This is a genomic window from Streptococcus sp. k-90 (assembly GCF_013277565.1).
GTDB lineage: Bacteria > Bacillota > Bacilli > Lactobacillales > Streptococcaceae > Streptococcus.
This window is the reverse complement of the sequence record NZ_VMNE01000002.1, coordinates 24800-38980: the sequence shown is the minus strand read 5'-3', so window position 1 is coordinate 38980 and position 14181 is coordinate 24800. Positions and strand designations below refer to the sequence as shown.

The window sequence follows — 14181 nt, the reverse complement described above, 5'->3', positions numbered from 1 at the left end:
TGAGGTAAGAAAATGCAAGAAAAATGGTGGCACAATGCCGTAGTCTATCAAGTCTATCCAAAGAGTTTTATGGATAGCAACGGAGATGGAATTGGCGATTTGCCAGGAATTACCAGTAAGTTAGACTATCTAGCCAAGTTAGGAATCACAGCGATTTGGCTTTCTCCAGTTTATGACAGTCCTATGGATGATAATGGCTATGATATTGCTGATTATCAAGCGATTGCAGCTATTTTCGGGACCATGGAGGATATGGACCAACTAATCGCTGAAGCTAAGAAACGTGATATTTGTATCATCATGGACTTGGTGGTCAATCATACCTCGGATGAACATGCTTGGTTTGTCGAGGCCTGTGAAAATCCTGACAGCCCTGAGCGTGACTACTATATCTGGCGGGATGAGCCTAATGATCTTGATTCTATCTTTAGTGGGTCTGCTTGGGAGTATGATGAAAAGTCGGGTCAATACTATCTCCACTTTTTCAGTAAGAAACAGCCTGATCTCAACTGGGAGAATGAAAAACTTCGCCAGAAAATTTATGAGATGATGAACTTCTGGATTGATAAAGGCATTGGCGGTTTCCGTATGGATGTCATTGACATGATTGGCAAAATTCCTGATGAGAAGGTAGTCAATAATGGACCTATGCTCCATCCTTATCTCAAGGAGATGAACCAAGCCACTTTTGGCGATAAGAATCTCTTGACAGTAGGGGAGACTTGGGGAGCAACTCCAGAGATTGCCAAGCTTTACTCTGATCCAAAGGGGCAAGAATTGTCTATGGTTTTCCAATTTGAACACATCTGTCTTCAGTATCAGGAAGGGCAACCTAAGTGGCACTATCAAAAAGCGCTGAATATCCCTAAGTTAAAAGAGATTTTCAACAAATGGCAGACAGAGTTAGGCGTTGAGGACGGCTGGAATTCACTCTTCTGGAACAATCATGACCTCCCTCGTATCGTCTCAATCTGGGGAAATGACCAAGAATACCGAGAAAAATCTGCCAAAGCCTTTGCAATCTTGCTTCATCTCATGAGAGGGACTCCTTATATCTATCAAGGTGAGGAAATTGGGATGACAAATTATCCGTTTGAAACACTGAATCAAGTAGAAGATATTGAATCTCTTAACTATGCGCGTGAGGCTCTTGAAAAAGGCGTTCCGATGGAAGAAATCATGGACAGTATCCGTGTCATTGGTCGTGACAATGCCCGTACCCCTATGCAATGGGATGAGAGCAAAAACGCTGGTTTCTCAACTGCTCAACCTTGGTTGGCAGTGAATCCAAACTATCAAGCAATCAACGTTCAAGAAGCGCTGGCAAATCCTGATTCTATTTTCTATACCTATCAGAAGCTAGTTCAAATCCGTAAGGAGAATAGCTGGCTGATTCGAGCTGATTTTGAACTTCTTGATACGGCTGATAAGGTCTTTGCTTATATTCGTAAAGATGGCGACCGTCGTTTTCTAGTTGTGGCCAATTTGTCCAATGAAGAGCAAGACTTAACAGTAGAAGGAAACGTCAAATCTGTCTTGATTGAAAACACCACGGCTCAAGAAGCCTTTGAAAAACAAGTCTTAGCTCCATGGGATGCTTTCTGTGTGGAATTGGGCTAAATATTTCTGAACAGAAAAATCTAAAATTGAAATCGTATAAAAACAAGGGAGGACTGTATGAAAGACAGAAATTCTTTGTTTTTTTATTCCTAAAGTTTATAAACTTTCATTCTCGAAATTCAATTAACTTTACAAATTCCCACTATTTTGGTAAAATAAGCTTATGTTATAAAAACTAACATAAAGGAGAAAGAAGATGAAGACAAAAAAGCGTGTCCTTAGTGCAGGTCTGACTTTTGCGGCTGCCTTGCTTTTAGCTGCTTGCGGACAATCAGGTTCAGATACAAAAACTTACTCATCAACCTTTAGTGGAAATCCAACTACTTTTAACTATCTATTAGACTACTACGCTGATAATACAGCCATCATTACCAATCTAGTTGATGGTTTGCTTGAAAATGACAATCACGGAAACCTAGTTCCATCTTTGGCAGAAGACTGGTCTGTTTCAAGCGACGGTCTAACTTATACCTACAAATTGAGAAAAGATGCCAAATGGTTCACAGCTGACGGTGAAGAATACGCTCCAGTCAAGGCACAGGATTTTGTGACAGGTATCAAGTACGCAGTGGATAATAAATCACAGGCCATTGACTTGATTCAAAACTCAATCAAGGGCTTGAATGATTATATTACAGGAGCGGATTCTGACTTTTCTAAGGTTGGGGTTAAGGCCATTGATGACCAGACTGTTGAGTATACTTTGACACGCCCAGAGCCTTACTGGAATTCAAAAACAACGAACAGTATTCTTTTCCCAGTAAACGAAGAGTTTCTAAACTCAAAAGGGAAGGATTTTGGTACCCTATCTCCAGATAGTATTCTCTACAGTGGACCTTACTTGTTAAAAGATTTCACATCAAAATCATCTATTGAGTATGTGAAAAATCCGCATTACTATGATCATGACAAAGTATCAATTGAACACGTGAAATTGGCTTATTTTGATGGCTCAGACCAAGAATTGACCATCCGTAACTTTGAAAGTGGAGCCTATTCTATCGCTGGGGTTTATCCAAATAGTTCAAACTTTGCCAAGACCAAGGAGAAATATAAAGATAATATCGTCTATAGCTTGCAGGACAAGACTTCTTGGTATTTCAATTTCAACGTCAATCGTAAGGCTTACAATCATACTGCTAAAACGACAGATGAGCAGAAGAAGTCAACTGAGACAGCTGTCTTGAACAAAAACTTCCGTCAAGCAGTGAACTTTGCCTTGGACCGAACAGCTTACTCTGCTCAGTCAAATGGGGAAGAAGCAGCTAGCAAGACCCTTCGTAACACCCTAGTGCCTCCTACATTTGTCCAAGTTGGAGACAAGACCTTTGGAGAAGTAGTCGCTTCTAAATTGGTTAACTATGGAACAGAGTGGGCAGGTATGAACCTAGCAGATGCTCAAGATGCCTATTTTAATAAAGAAAAAGCCCAAGCAAAATTTGCGGATGCTAAAAAAGAATTGGCAAGTCAAGGTGTAACATTCCCTATTCACTTGGATGTGGCAGTTGATCAGACGAATAAGAATGCTGTGACAGGTATGAACTCTGTAAAACAGACTCTTGAATCAGTTTTGGGTGCTGATAATATTGTCATTGATGTTCAACAACTTTCAACAGATGATTTTAATAACGTAGCCTTCTTAGCACCAACACCAGCTGATCGGGATTACGATTTGAGCTTTGATGGTTGGGTAGGTGACTACCAAGATCCATCAACTTATCTCAATCCTTTCAATGCAGAGGATGGATTCTATCTCAAGATTTTTGGTCTAGATGCCAAGGAAGATAAGGCAAAAATTGCTAGCCTAGGTCTGGATACTTACACTAAGATGCTCAAAGATGCAGATAATGAAAATAAAGATGTAACCAAACGCTATGAAAAATACGCTGAAGCTCAAGCTTGGATGATTGACAATTCTCTAATCATGTCAGCTATGTCAAATGGTGGAACAGCATCTGTAACCAAAGTAACACCATTTACAAGAGGCTATTCACTAGTCGGCATCAAGGGTGACGGAAATAACTACAAGTACATGAAACTGCAAAAAGATACTGTAACAACCAAACAGTATGAGGAAGCTAAGACTAAATGGGAGCAAGAAAGCAAAAAAGCAATCGAAAAAGCTCAAAAAGAAGCAGAAAATCATGTTAAATAATGATGAGCAGTTCTATTGGATGGTTTTCATAAAGCTATCTTAATAGGGCTGCTTTTTGTATATTGTAGTTCAGACTGTTGTGTGATTATACTTTTTTATTTATAGAAAAGAGTTTGGAAACACTGATATATGATGTTAAAATTAAGTAATGCTGTTGCAAAAATACTATAGCGATTTTACTTTTAAGTAGGAATTAAAAGGTTATGAGATACGAAGAGCTGGCATTGAAGATTATCTATAAAAGTATTAATTGTAGAATTTATATTAAAAAAGTGATATAATGGGACTATTAAATGTATAGGTGATAATCATGAGTAGATGTTTTAAAAAATCACGCTCACAGAAAACAAAACAGAATATTAATATAATTTTGTTGCTTGTTTATTCTTTGTTGAGTGTATTTTTATTGTTCCTAATCTTTAAGTATAATGTACTTGCTTTTAGAAACTTGAATATTGTAGTTGCAGTTTTAACCTTGATGGTTGCTATTAGTGCTACACTACTAATAATCTATAAAAAAGCCGAAAAGTTCACGATTTTCTTTTTGACACTTGCTGTTTTAGTGAGCTCGGTTTCTTTATTTGCTCTGCAACAATTTGTAGGATTTACAAGTCATATTAATGCAACTTCAAATTATTCAGAGTATTCCCTCAGTGTTGTAGTTTTAAAGGATAGCGATATCAATAATATCGCTCAATTATCTAGTGTTATAGGGCCGACTGGGACGGATAATGAGAATATTCAAAAGTTAATCGCTGATATTAAGACGAGTCAAAATAAGGATTTGACGGTTGATAAAAGTACTTCTTACTTGTCAACTTATAAAAGTTTGATTTCTGGAGAAGCTAAAGCTATTGTCTTAAATAGCGTGTTTGAGAATATTATTGAGGCAGAGTATCCGGATTATGCTTCTAAAATCAAGAAAATTTACACTAAAAAGATGACTAAAGAGGTTGAGACTCCTAAGGTATCTAAAGATCGCTTTTTCAATATCTATGTTAGTGGTATTGATACTTACGGTGCCATTAGCTCAGTTTCTCGCTCAGATGTTAATATATTGATGACGGTCAATAGGGATACGAAGAGAATCCTTCTTACAACAACTCCTCGAGATTCATATGTTCCTATTGCTGATGGTGGTAACAATCAAAAGGATAAATTGACTCATGCTGGTATATACGGGGTTGACTCATCCATTCACACCCTCGAGAATCTTTATGGTGTAGATATTAATTATTATGTTCGTTTGAACTTTACATCATTTTTGAAATTAATTGACTTGTTGGGTGGAGTAGATGTTGATAATGAACAAGAATTTTCATTGCAAAATGGGAAGTTCCATTTCCCAGTCGGGAATGTTCACCTTAATTCCGAGCAAGCTCTTGGCTTTGTTCGTGAACGGTATTCATTAGCGGATGGAGATCGTGACCGTGGTCGAAACCAACAAAAGGTTATTGTAGCAATTATTCAGAAGTTGACTTCTACAGAGGCCTTGAAAAACTATAGTAGTATTCTTCAAGGCTTGCAGGATTCCCTTCAGACAAATATGCCGATTGAGACGATGATGGATCTAGTGAATACTCAATTGGAAAGTGGAGGGAACTATAAAGTAAATTCTCAAGATTTAAAAGGGACAGGTCGGATGGATCTTCCTTCTTATGCAATGCCAGACAGTAACCTCTATATGATGGAAATAGATGATAGTAGTTTAGCTGCAGTTAAAGCAGCTATACAGGATGTGATGGAGGGTAGGTAAAATGATAGACATCCATTCGCATATCGTTTTTGATGTAGATGATGGACCAAAGTCAATAGAAGAAAGTAAAGCACTGTTAAAGGAAGCTTATAATCAAGGAGTTCGAATGATTGTGTCTACTTCGCATCGTCGAAAAGGAATGTTTGAGGCTCCCGAAGAAAAGATTGCAACAAATTTTATTAAGGTTCGTGAAATTGCAAAAGAAGTAGCAGATGATTTAGTCATTGCTTATGGCGCAGAGATATACTATACTCTGGATATTCTAGAAAAGCTAGAAAAAAAAGAAATTCCTACCCTTAATGATAGCCGCTATGCTTTGATTGAGTTTAGCATGCATACTCCCTATCGTGAGATTCATACGGGATTGAGCAATATTTTGATGTTGGGAATCACGCCAGTAATTGCTCATATTGAACGTTACGATGCATTAGAGGATAATGAAAAACGTGTTCGTGAACTGATTGATATGGGGTGCTATACTCAGATAAATAGCTATCATGTTCTAAAACCTAAGTTCTTTGGAGAAAGATATAAATTTATGAAAAAACGAGCGAGGTATTTTTTGGAACGTGATTTAGTTCATGTAATCGCAAGTGACATGCACAATTTAGATGATAGACCTCCATATATGGAACAGGCATACGATATCATTGCTAAGAAATATGGAGCGAAAAAGGCGAAAGAACTTTTTGTAGAAAATCCCAGAAAAATTATAATGGATCAATTAATTTAGGAGAAAATATGAAGGATAAAAACACTTTGGAAATCGATGTATTGCAACTATTCAGAGCTTTATGGAAAAGAAAGTTAGTCATTTTATTGGTGGCAATTATAACTTCTTCAGTTGCTTTTGCTTATAGTACTTTTGTTATCAAACCTGAATTTACTAGTACGACTCGGATTTATGTAGTTAGCCGGAATCAGGAAGAGAAATCTGGTTTGACCAATCAAGACCTACAGGCAGGATCATACTTGGTTAAAGACTATCGTGAAATTATCCTATCGCAGGATGTTTTGGAGAAAGTTGTGTCTGATTTGAAACTAGATTTGACGCCAAAAGGCTTGGCTAATAAAATTAAAGTGACAGTACCAGTTGATACCCGTATTGTGTCTATTTCAGTTAATGATCGAGTTCCTGAAGAGGCAAGCCGTATTGCTAACTCTTTGAGAGAAGTAGCTGCTCAAAAAATTATCAGTATTACTCGTGTTTCAGATGTAACAACCCTTGAGGAGGCGCGTCCAGCAATTGGTCCATCATCACCAAATATTCGTCGTAATACTGTGATTGGAGCAGGTCTTGGAGCAGGGCTAGTGATTGTAGTAGTGCTATTGATTGAACTATTTGATGATCGTGTAAAACGTCCAGAAGATATAGAAGATGTTATGGAGATTTCACTCCTTGGAGTCATTCCAAATCTGGATAAAGTAAAGTAAGGGAGAAGAGATGGCAAAGTTAGAATTATCACAACAGAAACTTAACACTGTAAAAAAAGCAGAAGAGTATTATAATGCTTTACGAACAAATGTACAATTGAGCGGCAATAACTTAAAAGTTATTGCAGTCACCTCAGTTGATCCTAGTGAAGGGAAATCTACAACTTCTACTAATATTGCTTGGGCTTTTGCGCGTGCAGGCTATAAGACTCTTTTGATTGATGCAGATATCCGGAATTCAGTTATGTCTGGAGTATTTAAGTCAAGAGAAAGAATTACAGGTTTGACAGACTATTTAGCTGGAACTCAGGATTTGTCAAATGGGCTTTGTGAGACAAATGTTGACAATTTGTTTGTCATCGAGTCAGGAGTGGCTTCTCCTAATCCAACAGCTCTTCTTCAAAGTGACAACTTTGGAATTATGATTGAAACCTTACGTAAATATTTTGACTATATTATTGTTGATACAGCGCCAATTGGAGTTGTAATCGATGCAGCTATTGTTGTACAAAAATGCGATGCATCTATTTTAGTTGTAGAGGCAGGAGTTGCAAAACGAAGAGAAGTACAAAAAGCGAAAAGCCAGTTAGAACAAACAGGAAAACCATTTTTAGGTGTCGTTCTCAATAAATTTGATATTCAACGTGAAAAATATGGCTCTTACGGTGGTTATGGTAATTATGGTAAAAGATAAAATGAGGTTAGGGAGTCCATATAGAAGGACGGGGGTTCTACAATATAACTATGGTAATCTTATAGAATGTACCTGTTAGTTTACTAGCTTATATACTGATTGCAATTTCAGAGACCGATATTTCTTCAAATTAAATATTCGATCTGTTTGTAAGAACAATTGAATTGAACCTTCTAATATATTATTGATAATTCATATATTACTGAAACAAATAAATTTTCTTTAGATGGAGAAAAGTTTTATTTGACATAGAGGATAAAAGAATTATATTTTTGAAAATTATTGAGTGTTCAAATATATATTGAGTTTTTGTGCTTTCATAGGCTGAAAAATTTAATTTGATAAATGGAAATAAGATGAACTTTGTATTTATAGTGAGAGATAATTTATGTACAGTATATTAAAACGATTAGGAGATATATCTATATCTTTAATAGCGATAACGTTATTTTGTCCAGTTTTTATCCTAATTGCAATTGCGATTAAGTTGGATTCAGAAGGACCGGTAATATTTAAACAAAAACGTTTTGGAATTCACAAGAAAACTTTTTATGTTTTTAAATTTCGGACTATGAAAGTGGAATCACCAAAATATGTGGCAACTCGAGATTTACAAAATCCAGAGCAGTGGATCACTAGAGTGGGAGCTTTCTTAAGGAAAACATCTCTAGATGAATTACCTCAATTATGTAATATTCTTGTTGGTGATATGAGTATTGTGGGTCCTCGGCCAGTAGTGGTAAGTGAACGTGATGTAATAGAGGCAAGAGAAAAATACGGTGCAAATGATGTTTTACCAGGATTAACTGGATGGGCGCAAATCAATGGTAGAGACAATCTATCTACAGATATGAAAGCAAAATTGGATGGTTACTATGTGAAGAATAGGTCATTAATAATGGACATAAAATGCATAGTAAGAACAATACCTTATGTATTGAAACGAAAAGGAATTGTAGAGGGGAGTAAACGAGAGAGTTAAGATAGTGAAATGAAAATTTTATTTGTTAGTCAACATTATAGACCAGAACCTTTCAGATTATCAGATATTTGTGAGGATCTTGTTGAGAGAGGTCATGAAGTTACTGTTTTAACAGGAATTCCTAATTATCCTGAAGGTAAAATATATGCAGATTATAGGAATAGGCAAAATAGACGAGAGACTATAGAAGGAGTTACTGTTTTTCGTTCCTATACAATTCCAAGAGGAAAAAATACTTTACATAGGATATTAAATTATTTTAGTTTTGCTATTAGTTCATCGATAGGAGTTCTACTCGGACAGTATAAAGCAAAAGATGGATCAGAATTTGATTGTGTTTTTGTAAATCAAACATCTCCAGTTATGATGGCATGGGCTGGTATGGCTTATAAAAATAAGTATAAGAAGCCTTTGTTTCTATATTGTATGGATGTTTGGCCAGATAGTTTAACTGTAGGAGGAGTAAAACAAGATAGCTTGGTTTTCAAACTGTTTAAATTTATCTCAAAAAAAGTTTACCGAGCTAGTGATTATATATTTGTTACTAGTCCATCATTTAAGAATCATTTTGTGAACCAATTTGACATAACAGAACAAAAGATTACTTATTTGCCACAATATGCAGAAGATCTTTTTATACCTGATGAATCGAGAGTTAATAAAGAAAGTGTTGACCTAACTTTTGCTGGTAATATTGGTAAAGCACAAAATTTGGAAACTATTTTGAAAGCTGCCAGTTTGATAGAAAAGAATACCGATTTACCCAAGAAAATTCATTTTCATTTTGTTGGAGATGGTACGGAATTGCTAAGCATGAAAGCCTTAGCTCATGAATTGGAGTTGAAGAATGTTTCCTTTTATGGAAGACGTTCTTTGGAAGAAATGCCAACCTTCTATAAAAAATCAGATGCTATGTTAGTTTCTTTAATAGGAGACTCGATAGTTTCTCGTACTATACCTGGAAAGGTACAATCTTATATGGCAGCAGGAAAACCAATTATAGGTGCAATTTCAGGAGATACTAAAACCATCGTAGAGGAAGCAAATTGTGGCTATGTTAGTTCTGAACAAGATGTGGAACAATTAGCACAAAATATTTGTGAGTTCAGTATGTTATCTATAGAGGAACAAAAGGAGTTAGGAAAGCAAGCTCGTTCTTACTATGAAAAGCACTTTTCTAAAGAGCAGTTTATGACACAGTTGGAAAAGTATTTGAGAGAGGAATTTTCCTCATGAAAATTTTGATGATTAATACTGTTTGTGGTATTAGGAGTACAGGAAGAATTTGTACGGATATCGCAACCGCTTTAACAAAGCAGGGGCATGAAGTTAAGATTGCATATGGACGTGAGCATGTGCCGACACAGTATCGAGATTACGCAGTTAAAATAGGCTCTAGAGTGGATGTAAATAGACATGTCTTACAAGCTCGAATTTTTGATAATGCTGGTTTTGGAAGTAAAGCGGCAACTAGAAAATTTATCACTTGGATGAAAGAATATGATCCTGATATTATTCATCTGCATAATTTACATGGATACTATATTCATGTAGGAGAATTATTTTCCTATTTGAAAACTTGCGGAAAGAAAATTTTATGGACTTTACATGATTGTTGGGCTTTTACTGGACATGGTGCTTACTTTGATACTTTAGAATGTGAAAAAATTGGACAGTGCCATCATTCGAGTCAAAAAAACGATTATCCAAAGTCATTAATTGATTTTTCATCTAGAAATTTTAAACGTAAAAAAAATTTGTTTACAGGTGTTCCAAACTTGACACTTATTACACCATCAGAGTGGTTGGCAAATTTGGTAAGAAATTCATTTTTGAAAGAATATCCCGTAACAGTTATTCATAACGGTATTGATACTACTATATTTAAACCAAGGCTATTTGAGGCTCAGGAATTGAGAAAAAAATTTAGCTTAGAAGGCAAACAGGTACTGCTTGGTGTGGCTTCTATCTGGGATCAGCGTAAAGGCTTGGATGATCTATTAGAATTATCTACACAGCTAAAATCTTATCAACAATTAGTTTTGATAGGATTATCAAAAGAACAATTGAATAAACTTCCTAAAGAGATTATTGGTCTGACCACAACAGATAGTGTGGAAGAACTTTCTGTTTGGTACACGTTGGCAGATGTATTTATCAACCCGACAACACAGGATAATTATCCGACAACTAATTTAGAAGCTATTGCCTGTGGGACACCAGTTGTGAGCTACCCAACTGGGGGGAGTATAGAAAGTACACATATGTACGGTATAGTGTGTAGTGATAGAACTGTTACTTCTATACTAGGATCCCTAAAAGAAGTGAGTCAATGTAAAAGGAATCCTAATTTTAATTTGTCAAAAGAGTATTTTGTAGAAAATATACTCAATTTATACTAGTGGAACTGGAGTTGATATGATAAAGATTTTATACGTTAACGGCGGGACTATGGATAGAGGCGGTGTATCTACCTTTATGATGAATGTTTATGAAAAAATGCATTCTGAAAACATTCAAATTGATTTTTTAGTCCATACATTGTCCAAAGGTGTACGCGATGAAGATATTTTAAATCTTGGAGGTAAAATCTTTAGAGTTCCTGCTAGAGGAAAGAATCCTCTAAAAAATTATCGCCAAATTAAACAAATTATGTTGGATGGAAATTATGATGTAGTTCATGCGCATGCTGATGCAGGAAATAGTACAATTTTATCTATTGCAAAAGAGTGTGATATTCCTATTCGTATTTCACATTGCCATAATACAAACTATACAAACAAAAGTTTATTAAAGAAGTTTTTGAATGAGCAACTCAAGAAGCAAATTCCGAAATATGCTACTCATCTATGGGCTTGTTCGGAAAAAGCAGGAGAGTGGTTATATGGGAATCACTCTTTTGAAGTTATTCCTAATGCTATTGATGTTCAAAAGTTCATCTATAGTCCACAATTATCTGAAGATTTACGTAAGGAATTAAACTTAGAAAATAAGTTTGTTATTGGTCATGTAGGACGATTTGATTATCAGAAAAATCATGATTTTCTTCTTAAAGTTTTTGCGGAAGTTATCAATGAAAGAGAAGATGCTCATCTTGTTCTCATAGGTAAGGGAGAATTGGAAGAGGTTATTAAAAAGCAAGCAAATCACTTAGGAATATTGGATAAAATTAGTTTTTTAGGTGAGTCTTCTAATGTGAATAAACTGATTAATGTGTTTGATGTAGGTGTTTTCCCATCTCTTTTTGAAGGTTTTAGTATAGCTATGGTAGAGATGCAAGTCAACGGTTTACCATTAGTGGTTTCTGATAATGTTCCCAGTGAGATTAATTTAACTGATAATATACGTTTTTTATCACTGGATGAAACAGTTAAATATTGGTGTAAAACGATTTTGGAGACCAAAGGACGGGATACTGGAGCAGTTGATAAAATTATTGCTAAGGGTTATAACCTGTCTGATATGGTTAATAAGTTAACAAAAACTTATGAAAGAATTGTAGATAAATCATGAAAAAAGTATTATTTGTAACTAATATTCCATCGCCTTATCGTGTGGATTTCTATAATCAACTTGGGAAATTTGTGGATTTAACTGTTATTTTTGAAGCAACAGGAGCTAAAGATATTAGATTTGATTACCGAGAGACTTTTAAAAATTTTACCGCTATTTTTTTAAGTGAAGGTAATATCAATGAGAAGAAATTAAATTCAGCTATATTCCAGTATTTAATTCCTGAAAAGTATGACTATATTTTTTTGACTAACTATTCTTATCGAACAGAATTATTTGGTTATTTAAAGTGTGTTTTTTCTAAGATACCGTTTATATTAGAAATTGATGGCGGTAAGATACCAGAAAGCGAGAACTTTTTAAAATACCAGTTTAAAAAATTTATTCTTACGAAACCCTGCTATTATTTTAGTCCTAGTCAGTCCAGTGATGATTTCTTAGCGTATTATCATGTGAATAAAGAAAATATTTATCGGTATTCATTTACTTCCTTATCAGAGAAAGACATACGATATCAAATTGTCGATGAGGAAGAAAAACAATTTTTAAGAAAGAAACTGGGATTCAGTCCAACTAAAAAAACAATTTTATTTGTTGGTAGAATCATCCCTGGTAAAGGTGTGGATGTTCTAATCAAGGCTGTTCAGAATTTATCAGACAATGTACAATGTTTAATTGTAGGCCCAAGTCCTGATAGTGAATACAAACAATATTTGCTTAAACTTATTGGACAAGATAGCCGTTTTCATTTTATTGATTTTTTACAGACATCTGAACTGAAACAATACTACAAGCTATCTGATATATTTGTTTTACCAACAAAGTCGGATGTTTGGGGACTTGTTGTAAACGAGGCAATGTCGCAGGGACTTCCTGTTATTTCTACATCTGCATGTGTTGCTGCAATTGAACTTGTTTCGAATGGTTATAATGGATATGTTATTGATAGGGTTGATGACTGGAAAGCTATTTTTCAAAAGTTAAGCCAAGTATTACAAGATGACTCATTACGAGTTCAATTATCTCAAAATGCTTTATCTACTATTAGAAACTACACTATCGAAACAATGGTTGAAGAGCATTTGAAATTTATGGAGGAAAAATGAGGATATCTATTGCAATGACAACCTATAATGGAGCAGATTATTTGCTAGAGCAGCTAGAATCGCTTCGTACTCAGAGTTTAATGGCTGATGAAGTTATTATTGTTGATGATTGTTCAACAGATAATACAGTTGATTTACTTAATATGTATATTCAGAAGTATCATCTCGATAATTGGGTATTGATAAAAAACTCATCTAATATAGGTTGGAGAAAAAACTTTAGAAAAGCGCTTCAAAAGACAACAGGAGATGTAGTTTTTCTTTGTGATCAAGATGATATTTGGAATAAAGATAAAATTTCACTGATGGTAAAAGAGTTTCATAAATCGCCGTCAATAGAACTATTGGCTAGTAACTATGAGATTCTCGATTTTGGTAGAAATGATAAAGTCAAGATTAGGGATGTTGAGTTAGATAATGGTGCTGTAGTCCCGTTTTCGTTAAAAAACAAGAGTATTTCTGTTATGAGACCAGGATGTACTTTTGCAGTTAAGCGTGAGTTAATAGTTCTGTTAGAAAAGTATGATATAGATAGATTTGGCCATGATAATATTTTATGGAATCTAGCTATGATAAGAGGAACTCTATATCTATACTTAAAACGCTTAATACATTTTCGTCGCCACGAAACAAGTGCTTCTGCTCCTAACCAATCTCTTAATCGTGAACGGCGAGTTGTTGAAGTGGATACTAGTTATCAAATTGCAGTTTTCTTACTTGATGTGGCTCGTAAAGAATATTTAGACATAAAAATAATTTCTCAACTTGAAAATATGGCAATGGTTCTTGAGAGACGTAGAGATATTTTAAAAGATGGTACTCTTATGCAAATAGTTCATTTCCAATTGAAGTATTATGCTTATTATCCTACATTCCGCAATTTAATATCAGATATATTAGTGTTTTTAAAAAAATAATGAG

12 protein-coding genes are annotated in these 14181 nt (G+C 35.0%); all 12 read left to right on the top strand.

Annotated elements, in window-relative coordinates; all coding sequences use genetic code 11:
* Positions 1-12 precede the first annotated feature (12 nt).
* The 12 genes from HT734_RS00740 to HT734_RS00685 all read left to right on the top strand — a co-directional run bounded on the left by HT734_RS00740 (position 13) and on the right by HT734_RS00685 (position 14177).
* Entirely contained in the window at positions 13-1620 is a 1608-nt protein-coding gene (locus HT734_RS00740; RefSeq protein ID WP_173277984.1) for an alpha-glucosidase, read from the top strand.
* A 196-nt stretch (positions 1621-1816) separates the two neighbouring features.
* Positions 1817-3775, top strand: coding sequence for a peptide ABC transporter substrate-binding protein (locus HT734_RS00735; RefSeq protein WP_173277986.1), 1959 nt, complete (start codon positions 1817-1819; stop codon positions 3773-3775).
* A 310-nt stretch (positions 3776-4085) separates the two neighbouring features.
* On the top strand, positions 4086-5531 hold the full coding sequence (locus HT734_RS00730; protein ID WP_173277988.1) for an LCP family protein: 1446 nt from the start codon (positions 4086-4088) through the stop codon (positions 5529-5531).
* 1 nt (position 5532) lies between these two features.
* Positions 5533-6264, top strand: a complete 732-nt coding sequence (gene cps4B / locus HT734_RS00725) for a capsular polysaccharide biosynthesis protein Cps4B (protein WP_000565326.1) — start codon at positions 5533-5535, stop codon at positions 6262-6264.
* A gap of 8 nt (positions 6265-6272) precedes the next feature.
* Positions 6273-6965, top strand: coding sequence for a capsular polysaccharide biosynthesis protein (locus HT734_RS00720; RefSeq protein ID WP_173277990.1), 693 nt, complete (start codon positions 6273-6275; stop codon positions 6963-6965).
* 10 nt (positions 6966-6975) lie between these two features.
* Positions 6976-7659 (top strand): tyrosine-protein kinase, encoded by a 684-nt coding sequence (locus HT734_RS00715; RefSeq protein ID WP_173277992.1) that lies wholly within the window; start codon positions 6976-6978, stop codon positions 7657-7659.
* 388 nt (positions 7660-8047) lie between these two features.
* Positions 8048-8641 carry a sugar transferase gene (locus HT734_RS00710; RefSeq protein WP_140834302.1) on the top strand — a complete coding sequence of 198 codons (594 nt, stop codon included), beginning with the start codon at positions 8048-8050 and terminating at the stop codon, positions 8639-8641.
* A gap of 9 nt (positions 8642-8650) precedes the next feature.
* Complete coding sequence (locus HT734_RS00705; RefSeq protein ID WP_173277994.1) at positions 8651-9877, top strand: glycosyltransferase family 4 protein; 1227 nt, start codon at positions 8651-8653, stop codon at positions 9875-9877.
* A complete protein-coding gene (locus tag HT734_RS00700) occupies positions 9874-11043 on the top strand; it encodes a glycosyltransferase (protein WP_173277996.1) in 1170 nt (389 codons plus the stop codon). Before HT734_RS00705 ends, HT734_RS00700 begins: the two co-directional genes overlap by 4 nt.
* A gap of 16 nt (positions 11044-11059) precedes the next feature.
* Complete coding sequence (locus tag HT734_RS00695; RefSeq protein WP_173277998.1) at positions 11060-12154, top strand: glycosyltransferase family 1 protein; 1095 nt, start codon at positions 11060-11062, stop codon at positions 12152-12154.
* Positions 12151-13260, top strand: a complete 1110-nt coding sequence (locus HT734_RS00690; RefSeq protein WP_173278000.1) for a glycosyltransferase family 4 protein — start codon at positions 12151-12153, stop codon at positions 13258-13260. The genes HT734_RS00695 and HT734_RS00690 overlap by 4 nt, the downstream gene beginning before the upstream one ends.
* On the top strand, positions 13257-14177 hold the full coding sequence (locus HT734_RS00685) for a glycosyltransferase family 2 protein (RefSeq protein ID WP_140834290.1): 921 nt from the start codon (positions 13257-13259) through the stop codon (positions 14175-14177). The genes HT734_RS00690 and HT734_RS00685 overlap by 4 nt, the downstream gene beginning before the upstream one ends.
* Positions 14178-14181: the final 4 nt, after the last annotated feature.

Bases quoted from the DNA above. Each gene is read 5' to 3' on its own strand.
- HT734_RS00715 (WP_173277992.1), top strand. From the start codon at position 6,976: ATGGCAAAGTTAGAATTATCACAACAGAAACTTAACACTGTAAAAAAA.
- HT734_RS00710 (WP_140834302.1), top strand. From the start codon at position 8,048: ATGTACAGTATATTAAAACGATTAGGAGATATATCTATATCTTTAATA.
- HT734_RS00720 (WP_173277990.1), top strand. From the start codon at position 6,273: ATGAAGGATAAAAACACTTTGGAAATCGATGTATTGCAACTATTCAGA.
- HT734_RS00705 (WP_173277994.1), top strand. From the start codon at position 8,651: ATGAAAATTTTATTTGTTAGTCAACATTATAGACCAGAACCTTTCAGA.
- HT734_RS00685 (WP_140834290.1), top strand. From the start codon at position 13,257: ATGAGGATATCTATTGCAATGACAACCTATAATGGAGCAGATTATTTG.
- HT734_RS00735 (WP_173277986.1), top strand. From the start codon at position 1,817: ATGAAGACAAAAAAGCGTGTCCTTAGTGCAGGTCTGACTTTTGCGGCT.
- cps4B (WP_000565326.1), top strand. From the start codon at position 5,533: ATGATAGACATCCATTCGCATATCGTTTTTGATGTAGATGATGGACCA.
- HT734_RS00700 (WP_173277996.1), top strand. From the start codon at position 9,874: ATGAAAATTTTGATGATTAATACTGTTTGTGGTATTAGGAGTACAGGA.
- HT734_RS00730 (WP_173277988.1), top strand. From the start codon at position 4,086: ATGAGTAGATGTTTTAAAAAATCACGCTCACAGAAAACAAAACAGAAT.
- HT734_RS00690 (WP_173278000.1), top strand. From the start codon at position 12,151: ATGAAAAAAGTATTATTTGTAACTAATATTCCATCGCCTTATCGTGTG.
- HT734_RS00740 (WP_173277984.1), top strand. From the start codon at position 13: ATGCAAGAAAAATGGTGGCACAATGCCGTAGTCTATCAAGTCTATCCA.
- HT734_RS00695 (WP_173277998.1), top strand. From the start codon at position 11,060: ATGATAAAGATTTTATACGTTAACGGCGGGACTATGGATAGAGGCGGT.